This is a genomic window from Brevibacillus sp. HB1.3 (assembly GCF_013186635.1).
Lineage (GTDB): Bacteria > Bacillota > Bacilli > Brevibacillales > Brevibacillaceae > Brevibacillus > Brevibacillus brevis_D.
In genome coordinates, this window is record NZ_JABMIT010000005.1 from 42,131 (window position 1) to 61,337 (window position 19,207).

General features: G+C 49.1%; 18 protein-coding genes. 1 reads left to right on the plus strand and 17 read right to left on the minus strand.

Annotation, left to right across the window (positions count from 1 at the left end; all coding sequences use genetic code 11):
• Window positions 1–25: 25 nt before the first annotated feature.
• The 5 genes from HPY31_RS13080 to HPY31_RS13100 all read right to left on the minus strand — a co-directional run bounded on the left by HPY31_RS13080 (window position 26) and on the right by HPY31_RS13100 (window position 5,007).
• Window positions 26–1,318, minus strand: a complete 1,293-nt coding sequence (locus HPY31_RS13080) for an ABC transporter substrate-binding protein (RefSeq protein ID WP_172141070.1) — start codon at window positions 1,316–1,318, stop codon at window positions 26–28.
• 91 nt (window positions 1,319–1,409) lie between these two features.
• A complete protein-coding gene (locus HPY31_RS13085; RefSeq protein ID WP_172141071.1) occupies window positions 1,410–2,168 on the minus strand; it encodes a response regulator transcription factor in 759 nt (252 codons plus the stop codon).
• Window positions 2,140–3,996, minus strand: a complete 1,857-nt coding sequence (locus HPY31_RS13090; protein ID WP_172141072.1) for a sensor histidine kinase — start codon at window positions 3,994–3,996, stop codon at window positions 2,140–2,142. Before HPY31_RS13090 ends, HPY31_RS13085 begins: the two co-directional genes overlap by 29 nt.
• An 89-nt stretch (window positions 3,997–4,085) precedes the next feature.
• The gene (locus HPY31_RS13095) at window positions 4,086–4,523 is read right to left on the minus strand and encodes a GNAT family N-acetyltransferase (RefSeq protein WP_172141073.1); all 438 of its coding nucleotides are present in this window, start codon (window positions 4,521–4,523) and stop codon (window positions 4,086–4,088) included.
• 91 nt (window positions 4,524–4,614) lie between these two features.
• Window positions 4,615–5,007 carry a hypothetical protein gene (locus HPY31_RS13100; RefSeq protein WP_172141074.1) on the minus strand — a complete coding sequence of 131 codons (393 nt, stop codon included), beginning with the start codon at window positions 5,005–5,007 and terminating at the stop codon, window positions 4,615–4,617.
• A 186-nt stretch (window positions 5,008–5,193) separates the two neighbouring features.
• On the opposite strand from HPY31_RS13100, the gene HPY31_RS13105 reads away from it, so the two are divergent.
• Window positions 5,194–6,162, plus strand: a complete 969-nt coding sequence (locus HPY31_RS13105) for an MraY family glycosyltransferase (RefSeq protein ID WP_015892855.1) — start codon at window positions 5,194–5,196, stop codon at window positions 6,160–6,162.
• Window positions 6,163–6,227: 65 nt separating this feature from the next.
• Here HPY31_RS13105 and HPY31_RS13110 read toward each other — a convergent pair whose 3' ends face one another.
• The 12 genes from HPY31_RS13110 to HPY31_RS13165 all read right to left on the minus strand — a co-directional run bounded on the left by HPY31_RS13110 (window position 6,228) and on the right by HPY31_RS13165 (window position 18,589).
• The gene (locus tag HPY31_RS13110) at window positions 6,228–7,091 is read right to left on the minus strand and encodes a GNAT family N-acetyltransferase (RefSeq protein WP_172141075.1); all 864 of its coding nucleotides are present in this window, start codon (window positions 7,089–7,091) and stop codon (window positions 6,228–6,230) included.
• A 26-nt stretch (window positions 7,092–7,117) separates the two neighbouring features.
• The gene (locus HPY31_RS13115; protein ID WP_172141076.1) at window positions 7,118–7,837 is read right to left on the minus strand and encodes a 3'-5' exonuclease; all 720 of its coding nucleotides are present in this window, start codon (window positions 7,835–7,837) and stop codon (window positions 7,118–7,120) included.
• Window positions 7,838–7,989: 152 nt separating this feature from the next.
• Window positions 7,990–8,892, minus strand: coding sequence for a serine hydrolase (locus tag HPY31_RS13120; RefSeq protein WP_172141077.1), 903 nt, complete (start codon window positions 8,890–8,892; stop codon window positions 7,990–7,992).
• Window positions 8,893–8,963: 71 nt separating this feature from the next.
• Window positions 8,964–10,607, minus strand: a complete 1,644-nt coding sequence (locus HPY31_RS13125; protein WP_172141078.1) for a peptide ABC transporter substrate-binding protein — start codon at window positions 10,605–10,607, stop codon at window positions 8,964–8,966.
• 222 nt (window positions 10,608–10,829) lie between these two features.
• Window positions 10,830–11,111: a DUF2325 domain-containing protein gene (locus tag HPY31_RS13130; RefSeq protein ID WP_172141079.1), complete on the minus strand. Its 282-nt coding sequence runs from the start codon at window positions 11,109–11,111 to the stop codon at window positions 10,830–10,832.
• A gap of 36 nt (window positions 11,112–11,147) precedes the next feature.
• Window positions 11,148–11,342 (minus strand): YezD family protein, encoded by a 195-nt coding sequence (locus HPY31_RS13135; protein ID WP_172141080.1) that lies wholly within the window; start codon window positions 11,340–11,342, stop codon window positions 11,148–11,150.
• A 167-nt stretch (window positions 11,343–11,509) separates the two neighbouring features.
• On the minus strand, window positions 11,510–12,475 hold the full coding sequence (locus HPY31_RS13140; protein WP_371811706.1) for an ABC transporter ATP-binding protein: 966 nt from the start codon (window positions 12,473–12,475) through the stop codon (window positions 11,510–11,512).
• Window positions 12,465–13,451 (minus strand): ABC transporter ATP-binding protein, encoded by a 987-nt coding sequence (locus tag HPY31_RS13145; protein ID WP_172141082.1) that lies wholly within the window; start codon window positions 13,449–13,451, stop codon window positions 12,465–12,467. The genes HPY31_RS13140 and HPY31_RS13145 overlap by 11 nt, the downstream gene beginning before the upstream one ends.
• Window positions 13,452–13,751: 300 nt before the next feature.
• Window positions 13,752–14,678 carry an oligopeptide ABC transporter permease gene (opp4C, locus tag HPY31_RS13150; RefSeq protein ID WP_172141083.1) on the minus strand — a complete coding sequence of 309 codons (927 nt, stop codon included), beginning with the start codon at window positions 14,676–14,678 and terminating at the stop codon, window positions 13,752–13,754.
• A 12-nt stretch (window positions 14,679–14,690) separates the two neighbouring features.
• Window positions 14,691–15,647 (minus strand): ABC transporter permease, encoded by a 957-nt coding sequence (locus HPY31_RS13155; protein WP_172141084.1) that lies wholly within the window; start codon window positions 15,645–15,647, stop codon window positions 14,691–14,693.
• Window positions 15,648–15,733: 86 nt separating this feature from the next.
• A complete protein-coding gene (locus tag HPY31_RS13160) occupies window positions 15,734–17,476 on the minus strand; it encodes an ABC transporter substrate-binding protein (RefSeq protein ID WP_172141085.1) in 1,743 nt (580 codons plus the stop codon).
• A gap of 165 nt (window positions 17,477–17,641) precedes the next feature.
• Complete coding sequence (locus HPY31_RS13165; RefSeq protein WP_253901794.1) at window positions 17,642–18,589, minus strand: phosphotransferase family protein; 948 nt, start codon at window positions 18,587–18,589, stop codon at window positions 17,642–17,644.
• Window positions 18,590–19,207 lie beyond the last annotated feature (618 nt).

Here is a 19,207-nt window from a genome sequence, read left to right on the forward strand (position 1 = left end):
TCCCAGACCGTTGTGATGAGCTTGCTTACTTTTTCATGATCGGATTAACTTTCGCTTCCAGTGACTTCACAATATCCGCAGGCTGTGCCGTTTGACCGAATAATTGATCAAAACCGGCCAGGATCGTCGTGTCGATTTTTTGCCAGTCCACATGACCTGGTTGCAGATGTGCCTTAGGCATTTCATCGATAACGGCCTGCTTGATGTGTGCAGGATCAGGGTTGCCTGGAACATTCAAAAACGGATCGGAATTCAACACAGACAAACGCGGCGGGACAAAGTAAGTCGAGGTCTCCTGGACACCCTGCTCACTCGCGAGGAACTTGAGGAACAGCTTGGTCTCCTCCAAATGCTTGGTTCCTTTGAAAATCGAATACCCTGCCTGACCGAGCATCGGTGCCGAGCCTTGTGAACCCGCTGGCATCGGAGCAATGTCCCACTTGAAATCCTTGATCGTCCGCGCCTTCGAAACGTAGCTGTACACATCAAAGAACATGCCAATTTTGCCTGATTCAAAGCTGACCTGTTCACCTGCCTTCGGATGTGACCCATCTGTAAACATCATCCGTTGGAGCATGCTGAGTGTCTCCACTCCGTATTGGTCATTCCACGTAAACTGATTCATCTCTTTGTTGAACGGGCCGCTGCCATTTGACCATGAATAGGAAGACAGGATGATCCACGTTTTCCAATCGCGGAAGAAGTTGGCCCCGTAGATTTTGCTCGCCCCGGTTCCGCTCGAGATCGCCTGCGCTGACTTTTCGAATTCCTCCCACGTCCATTTTCCTTCCTTCGCTAGGTCGTTCGGCGATTTCAAGCCAGCCTTGTCAAACAAGTCTTTGTTGTAGAACATCACGGTAGGTGGGGTAGAAAACGGCAGTCCGTACAATTTGTCGTCTTTTTGGAACAGCTCAAGCGTCGACGGGATAAAGTCATCCAGCTTAAATGCAGCGTCGTTCTTTACATCCGAGACATCTTCCAATATCCCATTCTCCATAAACTGCGGCACCATTCGCTCAGACACCCAACCGATATCAGGCAGCTCCTGACCTGCAGCCAGCACCGTCACCTTTTGCTGGTAATCGGGGAATGGCACAGATTCCAGCTTCACCTTGATAGTCGGGTTTTGTTGCGTAAATTTTTCAGAGAGCTTCGTATACAGGTCCAAGTGGGCTTGGTTGCCCCATGTCAAAAACGTAAGCTCAACTGCTTCTTTCTTGCCCGTTGCGGAGTCACCGGGAGTCGTCGCAGTATTGCTGCACCCAAATGTAAACGCTGTCAAAGCAGTTGACAATGCCAACAGGATTGCCTTTTTCATGGCGTACCTCCTTATCTGTTTTCCCTGTCACCAGTATAAAATTGAATGAATAGTAAGATAAATCATACAGGATTTAGATTTGGTATGAGATTTAAAGATCTTTACTGCCGACGAGATCTCGGTAGCTCCCAGGTGTCATCCCGACTTCCTTTTTAAATACCAGCATGAAATGCTTCGCGCTCTGATACCCCACTAAGCGCGCGATATCATATACCTTCAGGCTCGTCTCGTGTAAAAGCTGCTTGGCGCGGTTCATCCTCACCTGCGTGATGTAGTCCGAGACATTTTCCCCCGTCTCGGTCTTGAACAATTGACTCAAATAGATTGGATTCAAATGAACACATTCTGCCAGTGTCTGGAGTCTCAGATCGCCGCCCAAATGATCGTGAATGAATGCTTTTACCTTGCGAATGGTTTGTCTTTCTTCTCTATGGCTGCCGTCGACGGTGTTTTGTTCTTCCCGGACTTTCTTTTTGCGATCCAGCACCTCCCTGATTTTTGCGAGCGTGCTCACCAGTTCTACTCGATCAATGGGCTTCAAAAGGTAGTCGGAGACTTTGTACTTCAACGCTTTCTGTGCGTAGTGAAAATCACCATAGCCACTAATAATCACAATGGGCAGCTCCTCGTACATCTCCCGAATTTTCCCGATCAGCGCCAAGCCATCCACTTCCCGCATGCGGATATCTGTCACAACCAAATCAGGCATTTCCGTGCGCAGATATTGCAAGGCATCCTTTCCATTTTCCGCTTCTGCCATGACCGCAAAACCAGATGTTCCTTTTTCAATTAACGCTCTCAAGCCTTCCCGAATCATTCGTTCATCTTCCACCAGCAATACTTTGTACATGGCGTGATTCTCCCTTCTGAAAATCGAGTGGAATCTTCATCGTAATTTCCGTGCCTTGGTCCAGCCTGCTCACAATCGTTAGCCCATACTCATCCCCGAACAATAAGGTCAGCCGCTGGGAAATGTTTCGCAAGGCTGTCCCATTGTGTGCGTTTCCTGTCATCTCATGCTGCTGCATAGGCGTACGCAGACTTGCGAGCAGACGACTCAAAGTTTGCTCTGACATTCCCTTGCCATTGTCTCTCACACTAATCTGCATCACACCCTCCTGACAAAGCGCCGTGAGCCATATCGTCCCTCCCTGTTCCTGATGCTCAATCCCGTGTGCAATCGCATTTTCAAGCAATGGCTGTAGCAGTAGCTTCGGGATACGCTGATCCGACAGGCTCTCTTCTACGTCCATAAACACCTGAAGGCGCTCTTCCAGACGAATCTTTTGAATACGGATGTAGGATTCTAACGATATCAGTTCTTGCGTCAGCGTAACCTGCCCATCCTCTCGCGCGATCGTATAGCGCATGAGTTTTCCGAGCGAAGCAACCATATCGGACACATCGTAATTACCCGAGCGGATCGCCATCATATTGATCGATTCGAGTGTGTTGTAAATAAAATGCGGATTGATCTGACTTTGCAAGGCCGCCAGCTCCGCCTCCCGCTCACGCAAGCTGCTGAGATACACCTCATTGACAAGGCGATTGATTTCCTCGACCATCTGATTAAATTGCTCGCTCAGCTTCCCGAGCTCGTCTTGGGAAGCGACGGGAACTCGTTCATGAAAGTTTCCCCGCTTTACTTGCAGCATTTTTTCTTTCAATTGAACGAGCGGCTTGCTGAGCGAATAGGAAAAATAAATCGCGAGTCCGCCAGCCACGAGCAAAAACATCGCCGCAATCAGCATCGTAAAGCTGCGCAAGCTATTGGATTCTGCGAGCAGGATCTCGAGCGGAATCAGACTAATCACCACAAGCCCCGTCTCTCTCGATTGATGATCCACGAAGAGATATGGCTGTCCCTTAATCACCATCTGATTCGCATCCCCACGATTGATCGCAGGGGTTTCTTGCAGGAAAGTACGATAACCAGGCGAGCCTTCGCTCTCCCTCTTTTCATAAAACAGCTCGTTTCCCTCGTTGACGATGATCAAGCTCCCATCCTTGGTAAAAGGCATATCAGACAAGATCTGGTCAAACATGTCCATTTTCATATCGATTTTCATGATTCCAAGCGGTACTTTCGTATACGGCTCACGCAATAACCGAGCCACTGACATATAGCGCTCCCCAGAGGCATCCAAATAATAGCTGGGCCGATGCTGTGGAATAATGACGGCTGCGCCCTGTTCCTTGATCACGCGCGAATACCATCCCTCTTCTGCCAAATCTCCCTTGCTCTTCATGACAGAGGGGTCCAGATTGGAAAAAATCATGCCATTTCCCGCGATGATTTGAATACCTTTTACTTCCGGTCGGCTATAGGAAAGACTGGAGATAAACAGCGTCATCTTCTCCCTTTTTTCCATGGAGAGAAAAGAAGTAGCCGACGTATTTGTCTGAATTTCTTTTAAAATGGACAGGACTTCCGGATCGTAGAGCGGCATGAGTGATAAACGCTTCATCTCCCGTATATTGCGCTCCAGGTTACGGTTGATTTGCCCCACAATCTGCCCCGTGTATTCAGCCGTTCTCAATTCCGTTGAAGCCGTAAACTTGCTGTACGTGATGACCCCTTGTAAGCTCAACGGGATTGCGATCAAGCAGAGAAAAAGCGTGAGAATCTTCGCACGCAGTGTTCCGTTAAAAAAAAGCATCGAGACTTTCCTTTTCATGATGGCCCCTTTCAACCTGTTTGAATAATCAGTATTTTATTCATCAAAAAATCCGTCAGGTCCAAAATCCTGACGGTCTGTTCCTCAGTCTATTTCGATGCCATGTAGCGACAATCGTAGAATGTATCCCCAATCAAAAACTCTCTCGTCAACGTACCGATTTCCTTGAAGCCCAACTTTTTGTACAAATGAATAGCAGAATCGTTGTCTGAACGGACTTTCAGATTGATTTTCCGAATGACTTTTGATTCCTTGGCCCACTCCAGCAAGGATTCCCCAAATTCACCTACATGCTGCGTCCGCGATCGGATACCTCCTCGAAAACAAAGTCGATTGTGAGCTTCCAGACATCTTTTGATGTTTTCTTTTTGCTCATCAGGGGTGACTGTCCATTCTTGCGGTCCAAATGACAAATTATCCGTCTCTCCTGATACGCAATGTATGAACGCAACCAAGGCTTCAGCATCTGCCAGCTCCGCTGATCGAATGATGACATTTTGCCCAGACTTCAATTTGGATCCCTTCATAAGGACCTCCTCGCATCGGAAACTTTTCATACTATTTAAACAGAAAAACGGACGCCTGTTAACCGTCCGCTTGTAGCTGCACTCTAGTTTTTTAAGGTCGATATCCGTACATACTGAAAACAAACAGCAAGCATAGATAGATAATCGCTGCGGGTACAATGGTAAGAGAAATGAGAAACCGCTTCTTCACACCGTTGGCATTTCGAAACAGCCAAAAGTAGATGAACAGCAGGATGAGAAGAAATGGGACAAAATAAAAGCCGAGCATAAGTCCCACCCAATCCGAGTTGGTTTCCCAGAACTTCTCTGGCACCGGCACCCGATGATATTCACTATATATCTCTTCTTTACGAGAGATAAATAGGTAAGATAGCACGAGATAGTAACCGAATATAACGAATTTCAGCCAAGGCTTGATCTGTTTCGTGGCGAGTGTTATGGAAAAAACAATTCCCAGAATAAACCATAATGCCATGTATTCCATCTGGATCCCTCCTATGAAGGATTATAGGGACCCGTTCTGCTGGAGATAAGTACCAACTTTTTTTGGTACCTCACCCTCACGTGATTACAAGAGTCGACAAAATTTGGAATCCTTCCTATAATAGACTTGTCAAACAACACGGTATGCGGGTATCTTTGCATATAGAAAGCTCACTACCTGTAGGAGATGGTCACGATAACGTACGCTCTTTCGTTTTTACTGTCGTTTTGTATCGTTATGGTGCTGATTCCGCCTCTGGCTAAATTGGCATTTCGCCTTGATTTTGTGGACAAGCCACGTAAAGACGTGGAAAGAAAAATTCACCGGGAGCCTATCCCATTGACCGCCAGCTACGCTATTTTTGTCGGCTTTGCTGCATCGTTTTTGCTCTTCTCGAAAGAATCGACTGGGCAAACGATCGCTGTTCTGTCAGGCTCACTACTGCTGCTGATTATTGGTACCATTGATGACTGGTACAAAACGCAAGGCAAGGATTTTTCCGCCCTGCCCAAGCTGATCGTCCAAATATCAGCCGCTGTGATTGTCTACTTGTCGGGTATTACTTTTTCCGGCTTTTACAATCCATTAAGTGGCGAATACATCCTGCTCCCGCAATGGTTGCAGTTCATCCTGACCATCCTGTGGATTTTCGGGGTAACGACGGTCATCAATTTTTCGGATGGCATGGACGGTTTGGCTGGAGGACTTTCCGCGATCTCCGCAGGCACGCTCTTCGTAGTCGCTTTGGTAAAAGGACAAAGCACATCTGCGATTATGGCGATCAGTCTGATCGGTGTTGCCCTGGCTTATCTGCGGTACAACAAGCCGCCGGCCAAAATTTTCATGGGAGATGCAGGCGCGACCTTCCTCGGCTTTATCTTGGCGGTTATCGCGTTGGATGGTGCTTTTAAGCAGGCAACTGTTCTCTCCTTGTTCATTCCGATTTTAGCACTCGGTGTGCCGATTTTTGATAATCTGTTTGTGGTGACCAAGCGCTTCCTGCAAGGAAAGCCGATCTACCAAGCAGATGCCAGTCAGGTTCATTATCGCCTGCTGCGTTCTGGACTCAACCCAAAACAAGTCGTCACCTTCCTGTGCTTGATCAGTGTTTGCTTTAGTCTGACGTCTATTATCCTGCTCCTTCTCGGAGTATAGTTATTATCGGTCAGAACGAAAAATGCCGCTTGGTTCTAATCCCTGCGGCATTTTTTTATGAGTGATCATGCGAAGTCTCTCTTCGCTGTCGTAGTCGTCTGAAACGTCTGGAAGCCTGTCCGTTCGTACAACGCAATCGCGGGTTCGTTGTGAGTACCTGTGACGAGATACGGCTTCAAGCCCTTTTCCAGCGTCTGGTTTACAAAAAAGCGGACAAGCTCTTTGCCGTAGCCTTTGCCTTGATGCACGGGATCTACGAATACATCGTAGACTTCGCCATGTCCTGTGATGATCAGGGAGCCTACGAATACTCCCTCATGCTCGAACAAATAAATGTCCTCCCTCATCTCACACAGCAGCCAGCTTTTCCATGCGTTCATCGTTTTCTCAGGATAGTCTGCCAATCGGTATGGCTGAAGATCGATGCCTTTGCGCACCTCATAGTAAGCGTCACTCTGCGATTGGATGTACATATCCATATCGGACTCGGTGAATTTTCGTACGTCCAGTGTCGGCGCAGGCCCGATCTCTCCTGTGTATTTCATCAGATGATGTCCCCAGATAGAAGCAAAGCCTCTCTTGGCAAAAAAATCAGCACCTTGCCCGTGGTCTACCCGATAGGTAGCCATGACTGCCCTCGGCTTCTCCTCGTGCTGTTGCAGTTCCAGCCATAGCTGATCAAACAGCTGGGAGCCGATTCCTCGCTTCCGATGATCTGGTCGTGTATAGACGTATATTTCTGCTGTCCCGTCTTCTCCAGAGGAGTTCAAATCATATGTGCCACAACCGATGATTTGATCGTTTTCCTCCCAGATGAAAACCGTAGCTTTTTCCACGATATCAACAATCTCTTCGCTCCTCCAAAGCATGCCCTCGCCAATCATCGTCACGATTGTCTCTTTGTCATTGGATTGTGCTTGTCGTATCATCTTACGCACTCCTCCGTTCTCTCCCGCTAGCTCTGCTGGACGGTTGCTGCTTCTGCGGCTTTTTCCAACTTCTTGCGATGTTGCAGGCAAGCTTCGCACCTTCTGCTTTTTCGCCCGAAAGCCGTGTAGTATTTGCTTTTTTTGCATGATCGGCACGTAATATACAACGAGCTCGACAAATTATAGTTCTCTTCTGGCGTGTTTTCTTTCAAGTGTACGGTCTTGTTATATTTGATCAGCAAATGAGCTGTGTGGATAGCATCGACCAAGGCCGAGTGCAGCCTGCCCTCCTGGATGATTCCTGCCGTGTCGATCGCTTCTTTCAGACTCATCTGTTTGCGATCAGCCAAAAGCAGGCTAATTGGCGGCTGGATGTCATTGTAATTACGCATCCAGTTGAAGTCCAAACCGAACCGCGCACAATGCTCAATCATCAGCCGCTTGTCGTCTTGCCCCCATGTACACAGGTAGTATTCAGAATCGTTGCCAATCCACTTCATAAATTCTGCGAATGCCCGGCGAAACGGAATAAAGGTGGGCATGTTCTCTTTATCGAGACCGATGAACTTACGCGTTCTCTCTGAGATTCGGCGCTCAATGGCTGGAAAGGTATAGCGCTGAAATGTGTCGACCTCCACGCCATTTTTTCCGGGTACGACTTTTGCCGCTCCGATCTCAATAATTTCCGGAATCTTGTCTCTCTGATAAGTCAGTGTCGTTTCAAGGTCAAAAACAATGATCTGCAAGCGTAATCACATCCTGTATGTATTGTCTCTATTATGGCTTGGATCGGGTATAGAAAGCAAAACAAAGACAAAAGGGCTACCTGATTGAAATGAAAAAGGATAAGAACCCATCGGATTCCTACCCTTGTTTATCTGTTTTTCTTGATGGTGACTCAATCTGCTGAGCGTACACGAATCGCTTGCTCATAAATGGCTTTTGCAACACGGGCGATGGTAAGTTCTGCGGCTTCTGTGTCAGTCACACCGCGTGATAAGGCAGTGATCGCAATCATCCCTTTTTCCTCGGGCAAATAAATGATGCCAGCATCATTGACGACTGCATTGACGGTCCCTGTCTTATGCGCGACCTTTGTTCCTTCTGGCAACAAGTACGGCAGACGGCTGTTGTAATGCTGACGTCGCATGATGTCCAGCATAAGCTCGCAGGAGGCTTCCGTGAGAATTTCTTTTCGCGCAATCATGATAAGCAGGCGGTTCAGCTCGGCTGGTGTCGCTACGTTATTGTCATGGGTAGGCATCGATACATCGTGGAGCAATTCGTAATTGCCTGACTCCTCCCGTCGCATGAACTCATCGAACCCCGCCTGCGAAGGTGCAGGCTCATTCATACCTACACAGTGGTTGAGGAGCTCCCAGCAATTATGCCGCAAGTGAATCTGCGAGAGACCCAGCTCATGCATGTGATCATTCACCTTGTCGATGCCGCCGATCAGCTCGAGGATTTGGTCCGTCGCATAGTTATCGCTGACAATCGTCATCAGTGTCGCCAAGTCTTTGACCGTTAAGGCTGCTCCGGCATCCAGCTCTTGCAAAATGCCTGACCCCGGCACGCGATCCTCCCATTTCAGTGCCACACGCTGGTCGAGACGGATTCGTCCTGCTTCCACCTCGCGCATCAAGGTGACCATGATCGGAATTTTGAATGCACTCGCCAGTTGAAACAACTCTTCATCCAGATGCCCTGCTGTCTCTCCTGTTTCCAAATGCATAGCTGCGATTCCAAAAATACCGGGCGCTTCCTTTAGCACGTCTTCTACTGCTTGCTGCCATGTCATGAAAATTCCTCCCCCATCGCTCGCGAAACGGCCCACACATGGATTTTCGTATCGGCCATTTCTTTTCAGCGCTATTGTTCTTTGTATCCCCACTTGAAATCGATGTAGCCCAAAGGGTCGACCGTGATGCCTTTTACCTTTTCATTTTGCACCCATGAATTGACGCTAGAGTACACACCCGTGACCGGCATTTCTTCCATCAGGATGCTCTCCGCTTCGACCAGATACTGATTGCGTTTGGCCTCATCTGGTTCGGCGTACGCCTTTTTCACCAGCTCTACGTACTTCTCACTAAACCAGAAGGTAGAATTATTGGAGCTGTACTTCTCCATCATCAGCTCCAGGAAGTTAACGGAGTCGTTGTAATCTCCCGTCCAGCCTGTTCGGGAAATCATGTACTTCCCTTGCTCCTGATCGTCAAACATGACCTTTAATTCTTTGTTAATCAGCTTGACGTCCACACCGAGAGCTTGCTTCCATTGCGCCTGCAACGCTTCGGCAATCTTCTTGTTGAGGTCGGAGGTATTGTAAAGATAGGTGACTTCGGGCAGCTTGGTGATACCCATCTCCTTCATTCCTTCTACCAATAACTTTTTCGCCGTCTCCACATCGTTATCCTTGAAATATCCTTCTGGCTTCAGGGAAGCGGAAAGTGGGACGAAGCCCATCAAGGGAGTCTGTCCAGCCTGACCAATGTTTTCAGCAATGTCACTACGGTTAATCGCGTAGGCAAATGCTTTGCGGATTTTGCTATTCGTAAATGGCGGCTTCTCTGTCTGGAACAAGAGATAGTAGTTGGTCGCACGTTTCATAGTTTGCAGCTTGCCTTCGTCGCGCAACGGTCCAATGGCATCCGCAGGTAGTCCACTAATCGGGCCGCCTGCCCAATCCAGCTCGCCGCTATTGAACAGCTCCAGCTCGGTATTCGTATCTTCGATCATGGAAAACTCGATTTCATTAAACTTCACGACGTCTTTGTCCCAATAGTGCTCGTTTTTTGCCAGCTCAATTTTGTTTTTATGCTGCCAATTCACTAGCTTGAACGGCCCATTGGTCACGATGGATTCGGGCTTTCTCGCCCAATCGGGATTGGCTTCTACCACCTTTTGATTGACCGGATAGTAGAAAGTCGCAAGTGTCAAGAAGTAAGGAGTAGGGTTTTCCAAGGTGACCTGCAGTATCTTGTCATTGACGACCTTAATGCCGACATCCTCTGCTTTCGCCTTTCCTTCGTAAAAGGCGCGGGCATTTTTGATTGGATAGTACTTGTAGGCGGAGCCGCTGGCTGTCTTCGGATTGAGCACGCGCATCCAGCCGAAGGCGAAGTCTTGAGCCGTAACCGGGTCACCATTGCTCCATTTGCTGTCGCGTAAAGTAAAGGTGTACACCTTTTTGTCCGCCGATACTTGAATGTCGGATGCAACAGAATGGACTGGCTTGCCATCCTTGTCCAATCGAACGAGCCCGTCGTACAGCGAACGAATGAAGGCACCAGAAATCACATCGTTGGACATGCCTGAATCAAGTGTTTCAGGCTCGGCGGCATTCATGTGCAACGTCTGCTCTGCCGCAGTCTGCACAGTTGCCTGCTGTGCTGGCGTTGGTTGCTGCTGCTTGTCTGGTGTGGTTTGAGTCGGCGTATTTCCGCTGCTACAGCCTGCAAATAGTCCCGTAAGCAAAACGAAGAGACTTGTCATGACAACTGGTCTTTTCATGCTGTACCCCCCTTGTTTGAGTCGGATTCAGATTATTGAATAAATATTCTGCAAATTTTATGCCATTCGTGTTTTCGCTTGTTCTTTGGTTGGTTTTATTCCCTGCTGAATACTTTTACCCGAGTCGGTCCGACAAGTTCCTACCAGTAGTCTCTGCCACGCAAAAAAGAAGTATTCATCGTTGAATACTTCTATTCATTCGCGCATATGGGGCTGTCCTCTCTAGCTTATCGCTGGTTCATAAATGGCTACCGCTTCACATGACCGCCGGCAAAAAACGATCGGGACATGCTTTTGCTTCGCCAGCTTCTTGATATTTTTACTCAAGCTGTGACTCACGAAGTTAATAAAGACAAGAACAAGCTCCGTATCAGAAGGAATCGTCGCCTTCACATCGGATTTTTTTCGACCTGATACGTGATAGACATTCTGGAACCCTTTGTTCTGCAACAAGCTCTCGATTTCTGCTACCCGATCTCCTCCTACCACAAGAACGCCTGCCATAGTCCTTCCTCCTCTCTTTTTCTCACGCTTTTTCTTCTATTTCCCGGTCCGCGCTTGCGAAATCTTTGCCTCAGGCTTTTCCACCGGGAGCCTGTATTTTTCCGTTCGCTCAATCTGAACGACCTGTGAATCGTGAACCACAATATGTAGGGAGCCGTATTCCAGACCGTCCAGTGCGCGTGCGATTTTCTCTAATAAGAGATCATCTAGGGAAATCTCATTCTTTGCCACGGGGATCACCTTCCTGTTTTGTTAAAATCAATACATATTATTCCGACCTACTTAGTTTGTTTTATAATCTGATAATACCCCTTGATCCCGACTGCTGTCAATGTCAAACAGTTTAGGCATCAAGAGGCTTTTCTCACCTCATTTTCCTTCGATTGCTTTCATTCCCGTTACACCAAATGGCAGGCGACAAATCGGTCAGTGCTTACCTCACGAAAAGCAGGAATTTCCTGTCGGCAAATCTCTTTCACATACGGGCAGCGCGTGTGGAATTTGCATCCTGCCGGAGGACTCGCCGGACTTGGCATGTCTCCCTGCAGGACGATGCGTTCGCGCTTGTACTTTGGGAGCGGGAGCGGCACAGAGGAGAGCAATGCTTTGGTGTACGGATGGAGCGGCTCCAAAAACAACTCATCCCGTGGTGCCAGCTCCAGCAATGATCCCAAATACATGACCCCGATCCTCGTGCACAGATGCTCCACGACGCTCAAATCATGGGAAATAAATAAGTACGTCAGCTTCCTTTGCTCCTGTAACTCTGCAAACAAATTGATGATTTGGGCTTGGATCGACACATCCAGAGCAGATACTGGCTCATCCGCGACGATAAAATCAGGATTCATCATAATGGCCCGTGCGATACCGATCCGTTGACGCTGACCTCCCGAGAACTCATGCGGATACCGATCAACATGATAGGGCGCCAATCCACATAAAGCCATCACCTCTAAGACCCTTTCCCTGACCTCCGCTTGTGGGAGCAGCCCATGATCAAGCAGCGCTTCCCCCAGTGCTTCTCCGATTCGGACGCGCGGATTCAGCGAGCTGTACGGGTCTTGAAAAATATATTGCATCCGGGGGCGCAGTGCTCGGAGCTCTTGGCGATTTAGTGCGTGCACATCGATACCCTGGAAGCGGACTTCTCCCTCTGTTTTTTCCAAAAGGCGCAGGATGGTGCGACCTGTCGTGCTTTTCCCGCTGCCTGATTCACCGACCAGCCCGAACGTCTCCCCTTTTTGAATAGAAAAGCTGACGTCATCCACCGCTTTCACATGGCCGATCGTCCTGCCTAATAGCCCTCCGGTAATCGGGTAATATTTTTTCAATCGGCGCACTTCCAGCAAATTATTTTCCACGGGCGATCTCCTCCTCATACAGCCAGCACGCGACCTTTCTACCGTCTTCCCCATCACGCAAAGGCGGCTGCTTCACCCGGCAAATGGCCAAGCACTGATCGCATCGGTCAAGAAAATAGCAGGCTTCACCGAGTGTCGTCGGATTCGGTACTTGACCAGGGATGGAATACAGCTTGGCTCTGCGTTGATTCAACACAGGCTTGGATCGGAGCAAGCCTTGTGTATACGGATGCTTCGGCTCCTCAAACAGCTCGACGACAGGAGACACCTCTACCACTTTCCCTGCGTACATCACGACTACTTGATCAGCCATTTCCGCAACAACACCCAGATCATGCGTGATAAAGAGAATCGCAGTTTTGGCTTCCTCCTTGATTTTGCGCAGCAGATCGAGAATTTGTGCCTGAATGGTCACATCCAAAGCAGTCGTCGGCTCATCGGCGATCAATAGGCGCGGATTGCAAGATATTGCAATCGCAATCATAATGCGTTGCAGCATGCCTCCGCTCAATTCATGGGGGTATGATTTTGCGATTTCTTTTGCCCGTGGGATTCCGACTAGCTCGATCAGTTCAATGGCTCGTGCTTGGGCTACTTTTTTGCTTAAGCCCTGATGCTCCATGATCGGTTCCATGATTTGCTCACCGATGGTCAGTACGGGATTGAGTGACGACATCGGCTCCTGAAAAATCATGGCCAGCTCATTGCCGCGGAGCTTGCGCATTTCTTCTTTGCTGACTTTTCGCAGATCACGGCCTGCAAACCATATCTCACCCGAAACGATACTGCCTACCGCCTCTGGGATTAGTCCCATCAATGACATGGCTGCCGCGCTTTTGCCGCAGCCTGACTCGCCTACGATGCATACGGTCTCTCCTTCATGGACGCGCAGATCGAGGGCATCGACTGCTTTGACCACGCCTTGTTCGGACTTGAAGTAGGTGCTTAGATTTTGGATTTCGACTAGAGCATTCATGCTTGGCTCACCTGCCTTTTCGTGTATTTGAAGGAGCTGTAGTGGAGAGGGAGAAGTGATTTCCAGTCTACGCTTCGGCCTACGCCCGCATGGGGGTATCACTGTCCGCTTCGAAAAAAATGGCGGGAGCGCTTCAAACCAGAAAACGCGCAGGCGTTTTTGTATGTAATAAAAGCTGAAATTCCCCGCCATTTTTTCCGAAGCTGGGATGGGCTCCAGAGGCGCTCGGACTGGAAATCACTTCTCCCTACGCTGCTTTATTTTAAAAGCTGGTTCACGATGGTGATATTCAAAAACTCATCAACGCTTCTGCTTCGGGTCCAAAGCATCCCGCAGTCCATCCCCCAGCAAATTAATCGAGATGACAGTAGCGAAAATAGCAATCCCAGGAGGAACCCACAGCCACGGTCTTTTCTGAAAATCGATCAACGTGTTTGCCGCATCCATCATATTGCCCCATGTCGGCGTTGGCGGGACGACTCCGAGGCCGAAGTACGATAATACGGATTCGCTCAGGATCGCACCTCCGACGTTCAAGGTGGCAACGACAATCAAGAGCGGTGTCAGATTGGGCAGCAAATGAAAGAACAGCTTGCGTCTGTCGCGCAGACCAAGTACTTCTGCTGCTTGCATGAATTCACTTTCGCGCAGGGTGAGCATCTGACTCCGGACCATTCGCGCCAAGCCGGGCCAGCCAATCAGGCTCAGCATAACCATGACGATGTAAATGCGATAGTCGGTCGGGATTTTCCACTCGGAGAGGACTGCACCCATAATAAACAAGAGCGGCAGACCAGGAATGGTCATGAGCACGTCTGCTACGCGCATGATTACTTGATCGACCCACCCGCGGTAAAAGCCAGCCAGTGCCCCGAGAAGGGCGCCAATGGAAACGGAGAGCACCATGGAAGCGATGCCGACTGTCAATGAGATTCGGCCAGCCTGCATCAATCGCGTCAAAATGTCTCTGCCCAAGCTGTCCGTCCCGAGCCAATGGGAGAAGCTTGGCGGCTTGTTAATCATAACCGTATTAATCTTGCCGGATGCGTACGGAGAAAAAAACGGACCGATGAAGCATACCACTGCCATGACGAGTAAGAACACAAGTCCTACCATGGCCAGACGCTTCTTTTTCAGTCGCAAAAACGCCTCGTGCCACAAGGAAGAACGCAACGCTACCTGCTCCGGTCTCGTCACCTCTGCTACTTCACTTACCGTTGATGCCATCGTTTTTCCCTCCTATTTCAACCGAACCCGCGGGTCGGCCACTCTGTACAGCAAATCAGCAGATAAGTTTCCGATGACGGTGAGAATCGCCAGGAACATCGTAAAGCCCATCAAGAGCGGGTAGTCCCGTACAGAAAACGCCTGCATGTACAACTGTCCGACACCGGGCCAGTTAAAGATTTTTTCCGTGATGATCGCCCCACCAAACAGAGCTGGCAGCTCAAAGCCTAGCAGTGTAATGGCAGGCAGGAGCGCATTGCGCAGCGCGTGCTTGTGCAGAACAACTTTTTCCTTCAGCCCTTTTGCCCGGGCCGTGCGCACGAAGTCTTGTTGAATGACCTCCAGCATGTTCGTGCGGAAATAGCGGGTCAGCGTCCCTACGCTCAGCAAAGTCAGCACTGTCACAGGCAAAAACATATGCTGAACCACGTCCCACGCATAGGTGAGCCCTGTTTCCTTGCTGCCGATCATCATCATGCCCCCTGCCGGAAATAGCTTGGCATCGACGGCAAACAGCTTGATAAACAGCAGCCCGACGAAGAAGACAGGCAACGACATCGCAGCAAAAACACCAATCGTCACGAGCGCATCGAACCAGGAATGCTGCCTTGCAGCAGACAGAACTCCGATTGAGATCGCAATCAGCCATGTAAAAAAGGTGGAGGTAATCGCCAGCAAAAACGAATTCCAGATGTAATCGTTTAACAGCGACATCACCGGCTGTTGGTATTGCAGAGAATAACCAAAGTCGCCTTGGAGGGCGTTTTTCATCCAGATGAAATACCGTTCGACGACAGGCTTATCCAGCCCGTACATTTCTTTTAGCTCCAGCTTTCGTTCGGCTGTCAGCTTGAGACTCGTATCGACGAAATCACCGGGCGTTAGGGCATACAGGAAAAAAATCAAAATGGATGCGCCGAAGAGCGTCAATGCCATGTAAAAGACCCTTTTCAGGAAGTAGGACGTCATCGTTGGCCTCCTTTCATGCTTGGGGAAAAAAGAAAGCCCAGCCCCAGGGCCGGGCACAACATTCGTGAGTCAGTTACTCGAACTTGTTACTCGATTTTGATGCCAGGCAGGCTGGTTGAAATGCCCGTGAACGGATTCGGCTCCAAGCCCTTGATCTTGCCGTTGTGCGCAGACAAAATTTTGCGGTAGCCGAGGAAGATGTACGGTGGGTCATCGCTCAACTCTTTGTACAGGTCTTTGTAGATTGCTTTCCGCTTCTCGATGTCTAGCGTAGATAGACCTGCTTCCAGCAATTCGTCTACTTTGGCATTGGAGTAGCCATTCGTTCCGGTAAATCCGCTCTTGCCCTTTTTCGTCGAGAAGGCGTCTACACCGTCATCTGGATCGATCAGCATCGTGGTTGAGAACGAAGCGAGGTCGTGATCGCCTTTTTCCGTCCGTGCCAATACGGCGTTGTAGTCCATCATTTCTGCTTCAAACTGGATGCCCAGCTCTTTGTAGTTTTCTTTGGCAATCGGGATCAGAACTTCTCCCAGCTTTCCTTTAGTCGTGTAGTAATGCACGATCAGCTTTTGTCCGTCTTTTTCGCGGATACCATCCGCGCCCGGCTTCCAGCCCGCTTCATCCAGGAGCTGCTTCGCCTTTTCCGGATTGTAGGCGTACGGATTAACGTCCTCCGTATAGGCCCAGGAAACAGGGCTGATCGGTACATTGGCGACTTGCGCGTATCCTTGGTAGGTCAGATCCAAAATCTTTTGGCGATCCAGTCCGTAAATGAAGGCTTGGCGGACGCGCTTGTCTTTGAAAAATGGCTTGGAATGATTGAACTTGATGTACGAATAAGCGCTGGATGTGTACAGATTGATATTCACGTATCCCAGCTCTTGCAGCTGCTCAATGTTATCCGAGTTGACGGTAAAGGAGTTGTAATCCATTTCCCCTGTCTGGATGAATTGCAGAGCGTCGCCCTCTGTCGTCTTGTAGATAAAGTGCTCAACCTGCGGCTTACCTTTGTAATAGTGCTCGTTTGCGAGATAGCGGACTTCTTGACCAGGAATGTACGCTTCCAATTTATAAGGTCCAGCTCCCAATGGCTTGCCGTGTAAGGTGCGGAGATACTCCAAATTGCCTGGTTTGTACTCCTTGCCGTAGTACGCTTTGGAGAGCACCTGCCCGCCTAACAGGACGAGAGATTTGGCGTTCACTTTCTCCGTCGTGATCCGGAGCGTCTGTGGATCAATTACCTTGATCCCTTCGATGGTGTTCGCTTTTCCTTCCTTGTATTCACGACCACCCTTGATACTTGCTACGAAAATGTCCGTTTCGCCGTCGTACGTTTTGTCGTGCAGAATCGTCAGTGTAAAGGCTACATCCTCTGCCGTCAGCGGTGAACCATCGCTGAATTTCAGATTCGGTCTCAGGTGGAACGTATACGTAAGCTGGTCAGGTGATACATCCCATTTTTCCGCGAGCTTGGGTACTGGCTTTCCTGTTGCATCGACATCCACCAGTGATTCGAAAATGGCTGAGGTGACGTTGCCATCGTAGCCGTTGTGGTAAAAAAACGGGTTAAACACGCCGCCCGGCTCCGTCAGTCCCGCAATGAATGTATCGGTCCTTTTGGCTGCTGCTTCCGGTAGCTTGGATAAATCCGTAGCCAAATTGATGCCGTCTTTTATGTCTTGCACCTTGCTGGCAGCAGGTGCTGTTGCATCTGCCGACGGAGTTGCCGTTTGTGTAGCTGGCGCGCTGCCTTCTGAGCTGCACCCTGTGACCAGGAGCGTCCCTAGCAGTAAAGTTGAAATGATTTGCGAAAGCCTTTTTTTCATGGTGATCCTCCTTCATATGCACTCACTCAGTGAAACCGTTCCTCCGGTGGTCCGGTCGGATCAAAAAATAATAACTTATAATTCCTACATGTTTACTATGAATTAGATTATAGGTATCTACACCTGAACGGTCAACATTTTTTTCCAAACAAAAAAAAGCCCCGATTATTCGAGGCTCTCATAAGTGGCATGTCTTTTATACGGAATGCCTAGTTTTTCAAACGCCTGCATCACGAATAGAGAATGTCGCTCGCGCATGGTTTTCTCCATACTCTTTTCCAATCCCCAATCAGATAGATTCGAGGCTGGTCGCAGTGCAGCACACAAATCCCAGTACGGAAGCTGGGTATAATCGAGTCTCTTGCTGCCAGATTGATAGCAAAGTGTAAAATCATTCATGGCCTTCACTCCAAATGCCCACAAAATCTCCAGTCTGGCATTTCCGAGATCAGATAAGGGGTCGCCGATCGCAGCATCCTCCCAATCGATGATAGCAGCCAGCTTCTCTTCCTTCCACATCGTATTTCCCGGCCAGAAATCGCCATGCAAAAGCGCTGCTGCATTCGCTTGACGTAGCGGCCAAACGGACTCCAGCACTTCGCGAATGAGTCCCTCATCCAATGATTTGTCCAGGATCGCAGGTCTTTTGTAGAGCTTTTCCGTTATCGCTTCTTCTTGTTTCGGCAAATAAGTGCTCGCCAGCCTAGAAGCGTCTACCGAATGGATGCGAGTCAGCACCTCAGCTGCTTGCTGTAGATAGCTGGATAAGTCGGCTGGTTTGGTGACTGTCTGGCCTTCTATGAATTCGATGACAAGGCACGGTGTGGGGAATATCTCGCTGGATGCTTCGAGATGATAGGGCGTTGGAGTCGGTAAGCCAGCGGACTTCAGTATTTGCAAAAGTTTGAATTCATCGGATGCGATCTGCGGATTTCGTTTGAGGTCAGCCTGACCATGCTCGCGGACGACTACTATTTTCTTCTTGCCGTCAGGAATCTCCATTTCAAGCGCGGTGACCTGTGCAGAAATCCCGCCTTTTAGCTCCCATGCGCGGAGGAGCTTGGCTGTAGGGTTCATGTTATGTACCAGGCGTGTCCATTTCTCATCCATCATGTTTCCCCCTTTATTCTCCACTGTCTGATTATCTATACAGCCCTACCTTCATTATATCCATGTACGATTCTATTTCCGCAAAGAAGGATTGGACATGTGCGAAGCATTTATCTCTGGCTACGTAGTTTTCGCCAATTGATGGCGATGTAGAAAAAAAGATGTATTCCATCGGTTGTGGTCGGGAGAAGCCCTGCCACATGTTTTCCAGTCGCCTGTATCCTCTCTGCGTTCGGGCGGTCTCCTTCCAAACATGTGACAGTGCTTCCGGAAAGCTGTAGATTCTTTCGTAGGTTTAAAGCGTTTTGCATGTTAACACAGGGCAAGCTTCAAAAAGATCCACTCAGTTAGAAAAAATCATCTCAGAACCACTTTCAACGAATGAATAAAAGCTACGTAGGAAGAAGCGAATTTCCAGTCCAAGCGCCTCTGGAGCCCATCTCAGCGTAGGAAAAAATGGCGGGGAATTTCAGCTTCACTTATGAATGCCCTCCCCGAAACTTCTACGTTTGAAGCGCTCCCGCCATTTTTTCCGAAGCGGACAGTGATACCCCCTGCTGGGCGTAGGCCGAAGCGTAGACTGGAAATTCGCTTCTTCCCCCACTACAGCAACGATAAAAA

Coding starts and splice junctions, on each gene's coding strand:
- HPY31_RS13080 (WP_172141070.1), bottom strand. CDS start 1,318: ATGAAAAAGGCAATCCTGTTGGCATTGTCAACTGCTTTGACAGCGTTT.
- HPY31_RS13085 (WP_172141071.1), bottom strand. CDS start 2,168: ATGTACAAAGTATTGCTGGTGGAAGATGAACGAATGATTCGGGAAGGC.
- HPY31_RS13090 (WP_172141072.1), bottom strand. CDS start 3,996: ATGAAAAGGAAAGTCTCGATGCTTTTTTTTAACGGAACACTGCGTGCG.
- HPY31_RS13095 (WP_172141073.1), bottom strand. CDS start 4,523: ATGAAGGGATCCAAATTGAAGTCTGGGCAAAATGTCATCATTCGATCA.
- HPY31_RS13100 (WP_172141074.1), bottom strand. CDS start 5,007: ATGGAATACATGGCATTATGGTTTATTCTGGGAATTGTTTTTTCCATA.
- HPY31_RS13105 (WP_015892855.1), top strand. CDS start 5,194: ATGGTCACGATAACGTACGCTCTTTCGTTTTTACTGTCGTTTTGTATC.
- HPY31_RS13110 (WP_172141075.1), bottom strand. CDS start 7,091: ATGATACGACAAGCACAATCCAATGACAAAGAGACAATCGTGACGATG.
- HPY31_RS13120 (WP_172141077.1), bottom strand. CDS start 8,892: ATGACATGGCAGCAAGCAGTAGAAGACGTGCTAAAGGAAGCGCCCGGT.
- HPY31_RS13125 (WP_172141078.1), bottom strand. CDS start 10,607: ATGAAAAGACCAGTTGTCATGACAAGTCTCTTCGTTTTGCTTACGGGA.
- HPY31_RS13130 (WP_172141079.1), bottom strand. CDS start 11,111: ATGGCAGGCGTTCTTGTGGTAGGAGGAGATCGGGTAGCAGAAATCGAG.
- HPY31_RS13145 (WP_172141082.1), bottom strand. CDS start 13,451: ATGAATGCTCTAGTCGAAATCCAAAATCTAAGCACCTACTTCAAGTCC.
- opp4C (WP_172141083.1), bottom strand. CDS start 14,678: ATGGCATCAACGGTAAGTGAAGTAGCAGAGGTGACGAGACCGGAGCAG.
- HPY31_RS13155 (WP_172141084.1), bottom strand. CDS start 15,647: ATGACGTCCTACTTCCTGAAAAGGGTCTTTTACATGGCATTGACGCTC.
- HPY31_RS13160 (WP_172141085.1), bottom strand. CDS start 17,476: ATGAAAAAAAGGCTTTCGCAAATCATTTCAACTTTACTGCTAGGGACG.
- HPY31_RS13165 (WP_253901794.1), bottom strand. CDS start 18,589: ATGATGGATGAGAAATGGACACGCCTGGTACATAACATGAACCCTACA.